The organism is Actinomadura xylanilytica, from assembly GCF_030283145.1.
In the GTDB taxonomy this organism is placed as follows: Bacteria; Actinomycetota; Actinomycetes; order Streptosporangiales; family Streptosporangiaceae; genus Spirillospora; species Spirillospora xylanilytica.
This window is the reverse complement of record NZ_JASNWE010000005.1, coordinates 483,475-496,774: the sequence shown is the minus strand read 5'-3', so window position 1 is coordinate 496,774 and position 13,300 is coordinate 483,475. Positions and strand designations below refer to the sequence as shown.

Sequence of the window (13,300 nt, the reverse complement as noted above, 5' to 3'; positions counted from 1 at the left end):
GGATCACCTTTGGGGCTGATCCACGGCCGTGTCGGGACTCCGTCCGGGCGCGGCTCGGTCAGGAGGTCAGGAGCTTGGCGCGCAGGGCGGCGATCGTGGCGTCGTCGAGCTCGAGGCCCTGCTTGACGTAGGCGTCGAAGCTGCCGTAGAGGTCGTCGGCCTCGTCGAAGGCGGCGCGGAGCCAGGCGATCTGCACCGCGTCGTCCCTGCCGAGGTAGGTGTTGCTGGCCAGGTAGTCGGCTTCGACGGTGGCGCGGGGGACGCCGAGGATGGTCAGCAGGACGGCGGTGCCCCACCCGGTGCGGTCCTTGCCGGAGCTGCAATGGAAGACCGTGGCGCCGTTGTTGGCCGCGGTGGCGTTGAGCAGGTCGCGGTAGGCGCGGTCGGCGCCGGTGAAGTTGACCATGAACGGGTAGCCGATGCTCTGGCCGAGATCGGAGGAGCCGCTCAGCAGTCCCGCGAGCAGTGCCTCGGCCAGGGTCATCAGCGCGGGGTCGTGGAACTTGACGCCGTGGGTCAGGTCGGCCACATCAGCGACCTGGTACCGGACTCCGGCGGGTAGCCGGTCGGGGTCGTCGCGGCGTTCGCTGATGTTGCGCAGATCGACGTCCAGGGTGATCCCGAGGTCGGTCATGCGCTGCTGGTCGGCCGGGGTCGTGGACGAGAGCTTGTTGGAGCGGTAGACCATGCCCGTGCGGACCCAGTGGCCGTCGGTGGTGCGGTAGCCGCCGACGTCGCGGAAGTTGCGCGCCGTCTCGATGCCGGCCGACCGCTCGGCCACGATGAGGGGCCGGCCCTGGTCGGGGGTGAGCCGGAAGTACCAGCGGGCCGCGGCGGGCAGGCGTCCGGCGGGGACGGTCAGTTGCCCGTTGCCGGGGCCGCTGCCCACCTCGCTCCCGCCCTGGGTGGCGTCGGGGTCGGTGAAGGCGGTGACGTTCACCGTGGCGGCCGGTGAGGCCCAGGTGATCAGGTGGCTCCCGTCGGCGGCGCGTTCGGCCCGCGCCTCGACGAACGGGATCCCGGCGACGGCGCCGGCCGCCGGGCCGGCCGGGCGGGCCGCGACGGCGGCGTGCGCCGGGGCGGCGGTGATGGCTCCGGCCCCGCTCACCAGTGAGGCGGCCAGGAGTACGCGGGGCAGGCGGGCGCGGGACGGGGGGGTGCGCATGGCGGTCCTTTGGCGGGTGGTGAGGGGGTCCGGGGGCAGTCCTGTTGCCGAGGAAAGGGATCTGATTGGTGTTGCTGAAATAATCCAGAAAAGGAGGGATTCATTCAATTGTTGGACAAATCAGAGTCGATCGGGAGATGTTGTTCCGGGAGACAAGCGGCGGTCCGCCGCCAGTTCGGGGCCCGGGTCGAGGTGTCCGGTGGTGCGGACACCCAGACCAGGCTCATCGGTTTCATCGGCCGGGACCCGTTCTGGTCGGGCGGTAAGCCGTCCACTGGAATCCGGGGCGGGCCCGCCGACCGCGGGCTGGGCCGCTCGTCCGCTCTTCCTTCGCTGTCCGTGAACGCATGGGGTAAATGGGCACAAGCCCACTTATGGTGGACGCGTGATCACTCCACCGTCTGGCCCTGAGGGGGACTCCGAGACCGGAACCGGGGGCGACGAGCGGGCGCGGGCATCGCATCTCCAGCGGCAGGTCGCCGAGGGATTCGGTGCTGACGCCGGCCGCTACGACCGGGCCAGGCCCACCTATCCCGTCGACCTGGTGGAGCGCGTCATCGCCGCCAGCCCGGGAAGCGACGTCCTCGACGTCGGGTGCGGCACCGGCATCTCCGCCCGGCTGTTCGCGGCGGCAGGCTGCCAGGTGCTCGGCGTGGATCCCGACCCGCGAATGGCCGAGCTGGCCAGGCGCGGCGGGACCGAGACGGAGGTCGCGAAGTTCGAGGACTGGGACCCGGCCGGCCGCACGTTCGACACGGTCGTCGCCGCGCAGGCCTGGCACTGGGTGGACCCGGTCGCGGGCGCGGCGAAAGCCGCCGCGGTGCTGCGCCCCGGCGGCAGGCTGGCGGTGTTCTGGAACGCCTTCGACCCGCCGAAGGACCTGCGCGAGGCGTTCGCCGGGGTCTTCCGCCGGGTGCTGCCGGACTCGGCACCTGCCGGCTTCTGGGCGAGGCCTGCCGTCGACACCTACCGGGCCGGATGCGCGAGGGTGGCCGACGTGATCCGGCAGGCGGGGACGTTCGGCGAGCCGGAAGAATGGCTGTCCTCCTGGGAGCGGCCCTACACCCGGGACGAGTGGCTGGACCTGGTCCCCACCACCGGCGGCTTCACCCGGCACCCCGAGGCCGTCCAGCAGGAACTCCTCGACGGCCTCGGTGCCGCCGTCGACGCGGCAGGCGGCACCTTCACCATGTCCTGCACGACGATCGCCGCCACCGCCGCCCGGCTGGCCTCTTAGCGAACCGGAGCCGTCCGTCCTCGCCCTGGGCGGTCTGACCGCGCGCAATGCTTGAATCTGTGGATCGGCGGGGAAGGGCGTACCTTCCCGAAGCACTCAGCAGGTTCTCCAAGCAGGCCGATGCCCGCCGAAGCGGTGCAGGCCGAGGTCGACGCCTACATCGCCCGGTTCGCCGGAAGGCCGGCCGAGTCACAATGTCCAACCATACTGAGGGAGTACTGATGAACAGTGACATGCCCCAGTCCGCCCAGCACATCGCGACGCGCTACTTCGAGATGTGGAACACCGGCGACCCCTCGATCGCCGATGAGATCCTCAGCCCCGATTGGATCGACCACGCCCACCCTGAAGTGACCGGTCCGCACCACGTGCGGCAGGCCGTCGAACGGATCCGCACAGCACAACCGGACCTGCGGTTCCAGATCGATTCCATCCTCGGCGACAGCGACTTGGTGGCCATCGTCGGCAGCGCCGGCCACGGACCACAAGACAACCCGACCACCACCCGCCTGGTCTGGCTCATCCGAGTGCAGGACGGCCGGCTCGCCGAGATGTGGACTTACCGCGACGCCACCAAGTGATCAAGATTCAGAGCGTCCACAGGAATCGACAATCGCTCCTCGACGGGCCTACCAGGCGGTGACGGTCAGCTCGTCGCCGACCGACACCTTGCCTTCCCGGGTCACTGAGAACTTGACCCCGAAGGCCACCCCATCGGGGGTGCGCCGGTAGCCGGCCAGCGTGCGCAGCGGTTCGGGCCCGGCCCGTCTCCCGGCCTGATCGACCACCGTGACCGCGCACCGGATGGCGAGCTTGGTGAAACCGAGTTCGGCGTCGCCGACGGCGGCGCGGCGGATCCGATCCTCCAGGTGCGGCTCGTCCCAGCCGTCGATGACGATGTTGGGGCGGAAGCGGCTCATCGGAACGGTCCCGGCACCCCGCGCCGCGATCCGTTCGTTCAGGGCCGCCAAGGACGACACGGCGGTCAGATGCACGGCGCTGCCGTCGGCATAGCCGGCCGTCCCGGGCGTCAGGCCATCGGTGACACGGTGATACTCGGGCGGCAGCCTGACCAGGCGGCTGGATGAGCCGAGCACGTCCGACAGCCACTCGGCCGCCGTGTCGCCCTGGTCGATGCCCGGATACGGGTCGCCGAACATCCGCACTTCGCGGCGCGGGCCGGTCAGGTCCACCGCGACCGTGATGGCGTCCGAGCCGTCCGTCCGGAGGGTGAGCAGCGCGCCGTCCGCGCTGACCCGCGGCCTGACCAGCGCCAGCCTGGGATCGCGGCGCAGGCTACGGAACACGCCGCCGGTGCCGGTGACCATGAACGTCCGGTCGTGCGCGATGCCCGCGGGGGTCAGCACCGCCTGATCGAGCGCGGTGCCGGCGCACCCCTTGACCGGATGGCAGTTCAGTCCGACGATCTTGACCATGCCTGGACGCTACGGTTCCCGCGGACCGGAGCCAAGGGAGAGGGGCGATACCTGCCACAGACCCGTCAGTTTCACCCGACTCGAGGTATCTGCCGATCATGTGCCCGTGACACTGGCAGTTGACGAATCATGGGACCGAATCCTGGCCTGACTCGCCAGGTACGCCCCGGCCGGCGGATTCCATCGGTGGGCCCGCCGGCCGGGCCGGTGCCCGCCAACCTAAGGTTTGGGCTCGTTGACGTGCACGGTCAGCTCGGATTCGTTGGAGGTGACGGGCTGGTCGTCGTCCTCTCTCTGGCCTGTTGCGGTTGCGGTGTTCGTGACGTATCCGCGTTTCCTGTCCTCTTGGGTGACGTTGTGGCGGCCGGTGCAGGTCACTGATTCACCTGGGGCCAGTGTGGTGGTCGGGCAGCTGAGCCCTTCTGCGAGGGTGTCGCTGATGGTGATGGTGTTCAGTGGTTCTTCGGTCACCACCGGGTTCGGCGCGGGCGACACCACGACGTGAACGGTCCGCTTCACCGGCTCCAGCAGCGCCTCGGCCTGTTCCGGTGTGGCGTCGGCGGGAATCTGGGTGAGGTCGCCTTGGAGCCGTCCGGGAAGCGTGGACGTCCAGGGGCCGGTCGTCGTCATGTTGTCGGTCGTCGCGTCCAGCCAGCAGTACCCGGTCGTGCCGTTCCCCGGGCCGCGGACGGTCACCATGTTGGGACCGGGGATCCGCGCCGCCGGGGCATCGCGGACCACGTCACGGCCGACCTGGCGGACCCCGGCAGCATCCGCGCGGCCGTCCATCGCGTCCGAGCCGGCGCAGGCCGCCGCCTGTCTGCTCAGCGACCGCGCCGCCTTCGTCACCGGCGTCGTCCTGCCCGTGGACGGCGGTCTCAGCGTGGAGGCGGCCACCGGCACCGCCCACCCTTCGAAGTCGTCGGCCGCCGGCATGCCGGAGCGCGGTCGCTAGGCCGAAGTACCGGCCTCGGCCGCTGCCGGAGCCTTGCGCGGGCTGTCGTCCTGCCGGCATCGCACCAGCAGGCAGGAGACGGCGCCGACCGTGATCGCGGCGATGGGCAGTGCCAGGGTCGGCCGCATGGCGTGGACGAACCCGTGCTCGAACACCGATGCCGCCGCCTGCTGGATGTGGTGGGCGAGGCTCGCCGGCGTCCCCGGCGGTGGTCGGAGCGTCGCGCCGGTCTGCCCGGCGCCGACCTCCAGGCCGCCCTTGGCGGCGTTGTCGAAGCCGGTCACGAACTGGCCGCGGACGCCCGCCGGAAGGCCGGCGGCCCGGTCGGCCGCCTCGTTCTGGAGTGAGGAGGCCAGGCGATTCTGCAACACCGCGCCGACCGCGGCGCTGCCGATGACCGTGCCGATCTGCCGGATCGTGTTCAGCACGCCGGAGGCGGCCCCGGCCATCTTGGGCTCCACGTTGTACATCGCGACCGTGACCATCGGGCCGAACACGCAGCCGATGCCGACCCCGGCCACGATCAGGGCCGGCTGGAACTCCCACCACGCACGGCCGACACCGGTGACCCAGGTGAGCCAGGCCATGCCGACCGCGAACAGGGACAGGCCGGTCATCAGGACGTACTGGCCGCCGACCCGGTCCGCCATCCGGCCTGAGAACGGCGACAGGACCGCCGATACCACCATCGCCGGCGCCATCACCAGTCCGGCCTTGAGGGCGCTGAAGCCCAGCACCGATTGCAGATAGATCATCACCGGCAGGAACAGGCCGATCATCCCGACCTGGACGGTCGCGGACACGAAGCTCATGACCGCGTAGTTGCGGTCGTGGAAGAGCACGAAGGGCAGCAGTGGTTCGCCCCCCTGCCGGGTGCGCTGGTGGACCAGGAACCCCACCAGCAGCAGCGCGGCCCCGCCGAGCAGCGCCCAGATCCCGGCGTTCCAGTGATAGCGCTGGCCCTCGGTGAGCGCGAAGGTCAGGCACGCCAGCGTCGCCGTGGCGAGCAGCACGCCCGGCACGTCCAGCTTGTGTCGGGTGCCGTGCCGGACGTCCGGCACGAGCGTGACGGCCATCGCGAGCACGATCGCGCCGAGCGGGACGTTCACGAAGAAGATCCAGCGCCAGCCGGCCGTGCTGACCAGGAGTCCGCCGATCGTGGGCCCGGCGATCGTGGCCACGCCCGCGACCGCTCCCCAGACGCCGAGCGCCGTGCCGCGCCGCTCGGCCGGGAAGGTGCCGATGATGATCGTCATCGTCTGCGGCGTCAGCGCCGCCGCGCCCAGGCCCTGCATGGCCCGGGCGGCGATGAGCTGGGCCGGATCCTGCGACAGGCCGCACAGCACGGACGCGACCGTGAACAGGGCGACGCCCCCGATGAACATGGTGCGCGGCCCGTGCACATCGCCCAGCCGGCCGAACGTGATCAGCAGCGCGGCGAGGACGAGGATGTAGATGTTGATGACCCACAACACCCGGTCCAGCGACGCGTCCAGGTCGTCGATCATGCTGGGAATGGCGACGTTCACGGCCGTCAGGTCCAGCAGTGACATGAAGAATCCCAGGCTGAGCGTCAGCAGCACCGCCCAAGGATTGCCGCGCCATCTTTTCATTCGTATCCCTTCGTGGACGTCGGCAGGAATCGCCTGGGCAGGGCACAGGCCCGGTCGGCCGAGGCGGACCGGGCCCGGACGGGTCAGCTCTTGGTGGGCGCCTGTAGGCTCCACAACCGCCCGTCGGGATCCCGGACGGTCATTTCCCGGGTCCCGTAGTGGGTGTCCTGGAACGGGGTCACCACATCGATGGCGGGATCGGCGCGGAACGCGTCGGCATCGGGCACCTTCAAAGCGATCTGTACGCCCGGCTCCCGATCCTCGGGGATCTCCACGAGGACGAGATAAGGCCCCTCGCCGTTACGGAACACACCGGATCCGTCGCCGGCGGACATCTCCATTTCGTACCCCAGTGCCTGGAAGAACTTCGCGGCCTTCCCCCAGTTGCGGGTCTCCAGGAACACCGCCTCGATTCCTTCTGTCCCCATGTCATGACTCCTTTTCGGAAGAGTGATGTTGCTGCCCGTTGGTGTCGTCGAGGTAGACACGCAACGCGTCGGCGACCAACGCCGACAACGACATGCCCGTCTCGATCGCGTGATGCTTGACCTGCCTGATCAGTCCTATCGGCAGGTACACGTTGAACTGCTTGACGTCCTCGTCGCCCATGGGTTCGATGCTAGCATACTAGCTAGCTAGCAAGGCCAGGGAGAGATGTCTGTCTTCATGGCCAAGCCGCACGATCCGGACGTCGTCCGCGCCGGCGACGCCGAGCATCTGCCCGAGATCGGTCACCTTCTGCTGGCCGACGCCAGTGCCGGCAACTGCGCGCTCAGCGCCCACCGCGTCCGACTCCCCCGCGGCGCCGACGGCGCGGTCCCGCATCGGCACGACCACTCGCCCGAACTGGCATGGCCTCGGTTGCTTGCTGCTCGGCTCGAAGGTGTTCCCGATCGCGGAGCCAGGTGTCAGCGGCGTTCGTCGGTGCCCGCGACCCTCGCGGTGGTGATCGCTATACGGTTCCAGGTGTTGATCGCGGAGATCACCGCAAGGACCTGGGCCAGTTCGGCGGGGTCGAACTGCGCGGCGGCGCGGGCGTAGACGTCGTCGTGGACGCCGTCCGCCGCGATCAGGGTCACCGCCTCGGTCAGGGCCAGGGCGGCCCGCTCCTTGGCGGAGAAGTAGTGGGACGCTTCGGACCAGACCGCGACCATGTGCAGGCGCATGTCGTCCTCGCCGGCCTTGCGTGCGGCGCCGACGTGCATGTGCAGGCAGTAGGCGCAGCCGTTGAGCTGCGAGGAACGGATCTGGATCAGCTCGACCAGCGCGGGGTCGAGCCCCTCGCGGGCGGCTGCGTCGAGACCGATCAGGGCCTTGAACGCCCGCGGCGCGGAGGCGGCGAAATCGATCCGGGGTGTGCAGGTGTTCGTCATGGTGCCTAATCTAGGGAGCCGAAAGACCGACGAGGAGGTGCATCAAGGTGCCGGAATCATGGGTCAATTCTGGGGTCGACCTGCATCTTGAGCTGGCCGGTACCGGGCCGCGCCGGGCCGCGCTCAGACAGGCTCTGCGCGAGGCGATCCAGGACGGACGCCTGGGGGCGGGAACGCGGCTGCCGCCTTACCGGTCGCTCGCCGCCGACCTGGGCCTCGCGCGGAACACCGTCGCCGAGGCCTACTCCGAGCTGGCCGCCGAGGGCTGGCTGATCGCCCGTCAGGGATCGGGCACCCGGGTCGCCGAGCGCCCGGCCCCTGGCAAACGGGTGCGGGTGCCGAAGAAGGCCCCCGCTGCGTCGGGTGCGCCCACGCACAATCTGCTGCAGGGTCGTCCGGACATCTCGTCGTTCCCGAGGAACGCCTGGGCGGCCTCGACGCGCCGGGCGCTCACCGCCGCGCCCAACGAGGCCTTCGGGCCGGGCGACCCGCAGGGCCGGATCGAACTGCGCACGGCGCTCGCCGACTACCTCGCCCGGGTCCGGGGCGTGCGCACCTCGCCCGAGAACATCGTGATCTGCGCGGGCTTCTCCGACGCGATCCGCCTGCTGTTCGGCGGGGGCGTGCTCCGCGGGAAGCTCGCGGTCGAGGCCTACGGCCTGGGTTTCCACCGCGCGCTGCTGGCCGGCGCGGACGTCCACACCGTGCCGCTCGGCCTCGACGAGCACGGCTCCAGGACCGAAGAGCTGGACGGGCTGCGCGGCGTAGGCGCGGCCCTGCTCACCCCGGCCCACCAGTTTCCCATCGGCGGCCCGCTCGCTCCGGCCAGACGCATCGCCGCGGTCGACTGGGCGCGGGCCCGGGGCCGGGTGGTCGTCGAGGACGACTACGACGGTGAGTTCCGCTATGACCGCGAGCCGATCGGCGCGGTCCAGGCACTGGACCCCGACCATGTCCTGTACGTCGGGTCGGCCAGCAAGAGCGTGTCGACCGCGCTGCGCCTGGGCTGGATGGTGCTGCCCGAGCGGCTGGTCGATTCCGTCCTGTCGGTGAAGGGAGAGCGGGAGCGGTGGACGAGCGTGGTGGACCAGCTCACCTTCGCGGACCTGATCACCTCTGGGGCCTACGACCGGCATATCCGGCGGATGCGCCAGCGTTACCGCGACCGCCGTAACCGCCTGGTCGACGCCCTCGCCGCGCAGGCCCCGCACATCGACGTCACCGGGATCGCCGCGGGACTGCATGCGGTGCTCCGCCTGCCGCCGGGCACCGAGACCTCCACCGTGAAGGCCGCCACCTGGCTGGGCCTCGCGCTCGACGGTCTCGCGGGCTACCGCCACCCTGGGGCCGCCACCGCGCCGTGGGACGGCCTGGTCGTCGGCTACGCCGCCCCACCCGACCACGCCTACGCCGCCGCCCTCGACACGCTGTGCCAGATCCTGCCGCACCCGCCGTGAACCCCGTCGACTCGATCACGGAGTCAGCGGGGTCCGGCTCCTGCGGTCAGCTCTATTGGCGCGGCGGTGGCGATCCGCCGTCCTCTGCTCAGGTCGAGCGCGGCCAGCAGGACTGCTCCGGCTAGTGCCGCGCCGGCGACGGTCATCGAGTGCGTCTGCGAGGTCGAGTACGTCCCTCAGCGAAGCAGGTCGACACCAGGTTCAGCGTCGCGGGGAAGAGGGACGCGCCGCCGATGCCCTGGACCACCCGGGCGGCGATCAGCGTCGACGGTGACGCGAATGGATGGCGGAACCGTGCTCTCTGCTCCGGTGGTTGGCGTCGGCTCAGCGCGCGGCGAGTTCCTGCTGCCAGACCGGGCTCTCGAAGTAGTGGTTGTCGAACCGCTCGGAACTGTCACGGATGTCCTGGATCGTGGCCTCGCCGCGGTAGACGCGCTCCAGCAGGCGGTAGTAGTCGAACCGGTCCATTCCGGGCGTGAAGGTGACGAGCATCTCGGCCTCCGATCCCAGGGCCGGCGCGAACGCGTGCGGCACGGTCGGCGGGACGGTGAGGAAGTCGCCCTGCCCGAGAGTGAGGACCTGGTCGTCGAGCAGGATCCGCATCGAGCCGCTGAGAACGAGGAACGTCTCGGTGGCACGCGTGTGGAAGTGCGCGGGCGCACCGGGTGAGCCCTTCTGGAACGTCGCACGGTTGGCGGTCAGCGCGCCGCCGGTGGCGTGGGAGTCGGCGAGGAGCGTGATCAGGCTGGTCGCGCCGTCCTGGAGGGACTCGGCCTCCGCGGCACGGACGAGTACGGGCTTCGGTGCGTTGCTGACGGTCATGATCGCTCTTTCCCTCGACGTTCGGTTCTGGCTGCACTGATGAACCTAGAGGCCAGAAAGACCTCTCACAGGGTGCATTCAGACCGGAGAATCATGGGTCAATCTCAGGAGCGCGCCGAAGCGCCGGGACACCATCTTCCGGATGGCCTCGACGTCCAAGCCGGTCACGGTCGCGGCGGCGAAGGTGCTGCTGGACGAGTGCAGGCCGCGGCCGGACGATCTGGTGAAGCCGTGGCTGCCGGAACCCGCAGACCGGCGGGTGCTGACGCGGGTCGGCGGCCCGCTCGACGACACCGTACGGGACGTGCTGACCTCCACGTTCGGGCTCGGCATGGACATGACGGCGCTGGGCACGCCGATCATGAACGCGGTCTTCGAGCAGGGGCTGACCCCGAATCTGCCGGAGCCGATGCCCAAGCCGGATGAGTGGACGCGCCGCCTGAGCGCGCTTCCGCTGATGCACCTGCCCGGAGAGCACTGGCAGTACAACATCAGCAAGGATCTGCTCGGCGTGCTCGTCGCGCGGGTCACCGGCCAGTCGTTCGAGGTGTTCCTGCGCGAACGCATCTTCGACCCACTGGGCATGACCAACACCGGCTTCCACGTGCCCGCCGACCAGATCGACCAGGATGTCCACCCCGGATTCGGCGCGGGCCATCCACGACTTCTGGACCACGCTCCACCGGCCATCGACAACTGACAGTGAGCCCACGTCCCGGGTACGCCCCGAAAGAAGCAGGACGGTTCACCATTCCCGTCGAAGAGCATCAGTATTGTTAAATGTCGGTGGCGCGATGCCACCACCTCGCCGCCCAGGAGGCCGGATGACTGCAGATCCGCACAGCTCGCCCGCGCTGCGTGCGTCCGACGCCGACCGCGACCGGGTCATCGAGCTGCTGCACACCGCCGTCGCCGACGGCCGGCTCGACCCGGTCGAGTTCGACGAGCGGCTGGGCATGGCACTGACCGCCCGCACCCATGACGCGCTGACCCCGCTCATCACCGATCTGGTCGCGACGCCAGGCAGCCACGGCGCACTCACGCCGCCGCCGGCCGACCCGGCCGCCGAACTGCTCACCATCAAGGAGCGGCACGGCTCGGTGCGCCGTGACGGCCGGTGGACACTGCCGCACCGGTTGGTGCTGCGCACCGCGTGGAGCGAGGTGGTCCTGGACCTGACGAGCGCGGTGCGCAGCGCGCCCGAGCTGGTCATCGAGCTACGGGTGAGTGGCGGCACCGTGGAGCTGGTCCTCGCGCCGGGCATGGTGGTGGACGCCAACGAGCTGTCGGCGCGGCACAGCCAGGTGGCGATCAGCAGGAACGCAGGCGGCAACACGCCCGAGACGCTGCACGTCCGCCTGGTGGGCCGAATGCGGCACGGCCGGCTCGACATCCGGTGGCAGGCGCCGCGCCCGTGACGCGGCAGGGCCCGGACACAGCGGCGATATCCGGGCCCTGACATCTCGCGCTTGGTGCAGGCGCACCGCCGGCGCGCCGCGAGGAGTGGGCCCGCACCGTCGAGCGGTACGGCGGCCTGCGCGCGCCCTCCGACCGGATCGCCGACCCCGACGGCTGGGGCCTGCTCGCTGCCTGCTGTCCGAGGTTCCCAACCCGGCCACACCTTTCATCCGCTGACCGGTGACCGTCTGTCGTTCCCTGGTGTTAGCCTCTGCGGCACTCGAAAGTGATCATGAGTGGAGGCCCTTGCAGTGGACGTGTTCTCTCCCATCCCCGAACTCAACCTTCTCAAGGAGTTCTACGACGCCCAGGAAGACTTCTTCGCCAACGGCTTCGAGATGTACGAGTACGGTGACGAGCCCGAGGACCGGCTGGTCTCCTTCGCGCAGGCCAACGGCAGTGGGTCGCGGTACGGAATCTGGCGCAAGGACGACCGCGAAGACCTGGCCGCCCTGCCGGTCGTCGCCATGGGCGATGAAGGCGGGGTCCACGTCATCTCCCTCGACTTCCGGGAATTCCTCCGTCTGCTCGCGTCGATCCCTGCCGACTGCGAGCCGGACATCGATTGGGAGTCTTTCGGCCTCCGCGAGTGCGATGAGCCAGTGGAGAACAAGCCCTACCTCGCCTGGCTGAAGGAGACGTTCGGCATCACGCCCGCCGATGACTGGAAGGCCATCGTCTACGGCGCGGAAGCAGAACTGGGAAAGGAATGGGCTGCCTGGGTCCACCCGATCATCCCGGACGCGGTCTGGTCACCGGTCCACGAACTGAACCTCCTCCCCAATGCGGCCTTCGACGGATTCGCGAACGGCTTCTGGCTGCTCGACGAGTACGGCGAAGACGGAGGGTTGGAGAACCCTGAGCTCACCGCCGATCTGGCGCCGTTCGCCACCAACGACAGCGACACGTTCTTCGCCCTGTGGCGGCTCGACGACCGCCCAGACCTCCCCGTTGTCGCGTTGGGAACCACTGCAGGCGCCCATGTCGTCGCCCGCAACGTCCGAGAGTTCTACCAACTGGTCGCGGCCCTCACCGACACCGAGATCTGGTGCGACGAGACTCGGGTGGGCCTTCGCCCCTGCGAACCTGCGGCCAAGCGCACGATGTTCCTGTCCTGGCTGGAAGAGACCTTCGGCCTGCGACCCACTGACGACCCGGCCGCCGTCATCGCGACCGCACGGGCCGAACTGGGCGAACGACTGGCGACCCGGCCCGCCCGAGGCTGAGAACCGGCTCCCCCCTTACCTGAGTTCCGCGAGGTCCTCCGGACCCGGCTTCAGCCCGGCTCCTCCAGACGCGCCGGGGATCGGCAGGATGTTCGGTGCTACTCGGGATGCCTTGTCTACTCACGCCTACGGCGAACCGGCCTGCGGCGTACTCAAACGCTTGATCAGTCGCGGCATCCTCGTCGCGACAGAGCCGGGGTTGTTCCCTCAGCCGCGTCCATAGCCCGGCAGCGAGTCTCCGACGAGCCCGCCCCTCCCAACCTCAACGACGAAGAGGACATCAACTCGCGAACGGCCCTCTGAAAGCACTTCAGCTCCAGCACCAGCGCGAACAACGCCTCGGGGCTCGCGGTCCGGGCCCGCGCCCAGCCGATCTCCTCACCCGTCGGGGTGAAGAACACGTGCAGCACCCGAGCCGAGGTCACCCTCTTGAACTGCGGATACGCGGTGCGCTCGATCGACGTCAACGCGGGCTCCTCTCCGGCCAACCAGATCCAGAACCCACGCACCGTGACCGTCAGCGATCAGCCCACACCTCACGGTTCATCGAACTGCAAC

General features: G+C 69.8%; 15 protein-coding genes and 1 pseudogene. 6 read left to right on the top strand and 10 right to left on the bottom strand.

The window, feature by feature from the left end:
• Nucleotides 1–58 precede the first annotated feature (58 nt).
• Nucleotides 59–1,165 (bottom strand): tyrosine-protein phosphatase, encoded by a 1,107-nt coding sequence (locus QP090_RS32120; RefSeq protein WP_285943403.1) that lies wholly within the window; start codon nucleotides 1,163–1,165, stop codon nucleotides 59–61.
• A 385-nt stretch (nucleotides 1,166–1,550) separates the two neighbouring features.
• Between QP090_RS32120 and QP090_RS32115 the strand changes: the two genes are divergently transcribed.
• The gene (locus tag QP090_RS32115) at nucleotides 1,551–2,402 is read left to right on the top strand and encodes a class I SAM-dependent methyltransferase (protein WP_285943402.1); all 852 of its coding nucleotides are present in this window, start codon (nucleotides 1,551–1,553) and stop codon (nucleotides 2,400–2,402) included.
• Nucleotides 2,403–2,623: 221 nt separating this feature from the next.
• A complete protein-coding gene (locus QP090_RS32110; RefSeq protein WP_285943401.1) occupies nucleotides 2,624–2,983 on the top strand; it encodes an ester cyclase in 360 nt (119 codons plus the stop codon).
• Nucleotides 2,984–3,031: 48 nt separating this feature from the next.
• Here the strand turns inward: QP090_RS32110 and QP090_RS32105 are convergent, their stop codons facing one another.
• The 7 genes from QP090_RS32105 to QP090_RS32075 form a co-directional block, all read right to left on the bottom strand.
• Entirely contained in the window at nucleotides 3,032–3,838 is an 807-nt protein-coding gene (locus QP090_RS32105) for an MOSC domain-containing protein (protein ID WP_285943400.1), read from the bottom strand.
• A gap of 219 nt (nucleotides 3,839–4,057) precedes the next feature.
• Entirely contained in the window at nucleotides 4,058–4,774 is a 717-nt protein-coding gene (locus tag QP090_RS32100; protein ID WP_285943399.1) for a DUF7507 domain-containing protein, read from the bottom strand.
• A 15-nt stretch (nucleotides 4,775–4,789) separates the two neighbouring features.
• Complete coding sequence (locus QP090_RS32095; protein ID WP_285943398.1) at nucleotides 4,790–6,406, bottom strand: MFS transporter; 1,617 nt, start codon at nucleotides 6,404–6,406, stop codon at nucleotides 4,790–4,792.
• 83 nt (nucleotides 6,407–6,489) lie between these two features.
• Nucleotides 6,490–6,834 carry a VOC family protein gene (locus QP090_RS32090; RefSeq protein ID WP_285943397.1) on the bottom strand — a complete coding sequence of 115 codons (345 nt, stop codon included), beginning with the start codon at nucleotides 6,832–6,834 and terminating at the stop codon, nucleotides 6,490–6,492.
• A gap of 1 nt (nucleotide 6,835) precedes the next feature.
• Nucleotides 6,836–7,015 (bottom strand): ribbon-helix-helix domain-containing protein, encoded by a 180-nt coding sequence (locus QP090_RS32085; RefSeq protein ID WP_285943396.1) that lies wholly within the window; start codon nucleotides 7,013–7,015, stop codon nucleotides 6,836–6,838.
• Nucleotides 7,016–7,033: 18 nt separating this feature from the next.
• Complete coding sequence (locus tag QP090_RS32080) at nucleotides 7,034–7,243, bottom strand: hypothetical protein (RefSeq protein ID WP_285943395.1); 210 nt, start codon at nucleotides 7,241–7,243, stop codon at nucleotides 7,034–7,036.
• Nucleotides 7,244–7,314: 71 nt separating this feature from the next.
• Complete coding sequence (locus QP090_RS32075; protein ID WP_285943394.1) at nucleotides 7,315–7,779, bottom strand: carboxymuconolactone decarboxylase family protein; 465 nt, start codon at nucleotides 7,777–7,779, stop codon at nucleotides 7,315–7,317.
• Nucleotides 7,780–7,826: 47 nt separating this feature from the next.
• Between QP090_RS32075 and pdxR the strand changes: the two genes are divergently transcribed.
• Nucleotides 7,827–9,236 (top strand): MocR-like pyridoxine biosynthesis transcription factor PdxR, encoded by a 1,410-nt coding sequence (pdxR, locus tag QP090_RS32070; protein ID WP_285943393.1) that lies wholly within the window; start codon nucleotides 7,827–7,829, stop codon nucleotides 9,234–9,236.
• 324 nt (nucleotides 9,237–9,560) lie between these two features.
• Here the strand turns inward: pdxR and QP090_RS32065 are convergent, their stop codons facing one another.
• Complete coding sequence (locus QP090_RS32065) at nucleotides 9,561–10,058, bottom strand: cupin domain-containing protein (protein WP_285943392.1); 498 nt, start codon at nucleotides 10,056–10,058, stop codon at nucleotides 9,561–9,563.
• 76 nt (nucleotides 10,059–10,134) lie between these two features.
• On the opposite strand from QP090_RS32065, the gene QP090_RS32060 reads away from it, so the two are divergent.
• From QP090_RS32060 to QP090_RS32050, 3 genes are all read left to right on the top strand, one after another.
• Nucleotides 10,135–10,758 (top strand): serine hydrolase domain-containing protein, encoded by a 624-nt coding sequence (locus tag QP090_RS32060; RefSeq protein WP_432763103.1) that lies wholly within the window; start codon nucleotides 10,135–10,137, stop codon nucleotides 10,756–10,758.
• Between the two features lie 124 nt (nucleotides 10,759–10,882).
• The gene (locus QP090_RS32055; protein ID WP_285943390.1) at nucleotides 10,883–11,476 is read left to right on the top strand and encodes a DUF1707 SHOCT-like domain-containing protein; all 594 of its coding nucleotides are present in this window, start codon (nucleotides 10,883–10,885) and stop codon (nucleotides 11,474–11,476) included.
• A gap of 291 nt (nucleotides 11,477–11,767) precedes the next feature.
• Nucleotides 11,768–12,742, top strand: a complete 975-nt coding sequence (locus tag QP090_RS32050; RefSeq protein WP_285943389.1) for a hypothetical protein — start codon at nucleotides 11,768–11,770, stop codon at nucleotides 12,740–12,742.
• Between the two features lie 287 nt (nucleotides 12,743–13,029).
• Here QP090_RS32050 and QP090_RS37795 read toward each other — a convergent pair.
• Nucleotides 13,030–13,209 (bottom strand): annotated as a pseudogene (locus tag QP090_RS37795) (hypothetical protein); the annotation flags it as partial.
• Between the last annotated feature and the right edge of the window lie 91 nt (nucleotides 13,210–13,300).

Excerpts from the sequence above, each read along its gene's own strand:
- QP090_RS32120 (WP_285943403.1), bottom strand. The coding sequence starts at position 1,165 with ATGCGCACCCCCCCGTCCCGCGCCCGCCTGCCCCGCGTACTCCTGGCC.
- QP090_RS32110 (WP_285943401.1), top strand. The coding sequence starts at position 2,624 with ATGAACAGTGACATGCCCCAGTCCGCCCAGCACATCGCGACGCGCTAC.
- QP090_RS32105 (WP_285943400.1), bottom strand. The coding sequence starts at position 3,838 with ATGGTCAAGATCGTCGGACTGAACTGCCATCCGGTCAAGGGGTGCGCC.
- QP090_RS32100 (WP_285943399.1), bottom strand. The coding sequence starts at position 4,774 with ATGCCGGCGGCCGACGACTTCGAAGGGTGGGCGGTGCCGGTGGCCGCC.
- QP090_RS32095 (WP_285943398.1), bottom strand. The coding sequence starts at position 6,406 with ATGAAAAGATGGCGCGGCAATCCTTGGGCGGTGCTGCTGACGCTCAGC.
- QP090_RS32090 (WP_285943397.1), bottom strand. The coding sequence starts at position 6,834 with ATGGGGACAGAAGGAATCGAGGCGGTGTTCCTGGAGACCCGCAACTGG.
- QP090_RS32085 (WP_285943396.1), bottom strand. The coding sequence starts at position 7,015 with ATGGGCGACGAGGACGTCAAGCAGTTCAACGTGTACCTGCCGATAGGA.
- QP090_RS32075 (WP_285943394.1), bottom strand. The coding sequence starts at position 7,779 with ATGACGAACACCTGCACACCCCGGATCGATTTCGCCGCCTCCGCGCCG.
- QP090_RS32065 (WP_285943392.1), bottom strand. The coding sequence starts at position 10,058 with ATGACCGTCAGCAACGCACCGAAGCCCGTACTCGTCCGTGCCGCGGAG.
- QP090_RS32055 (WP_285943390.1), top strand. The coding sequence starts at position 10,883 with ATGACTGCAGATCCGCACAGCTCGCCCGCGCTGCGTGCGTCCGACGCC.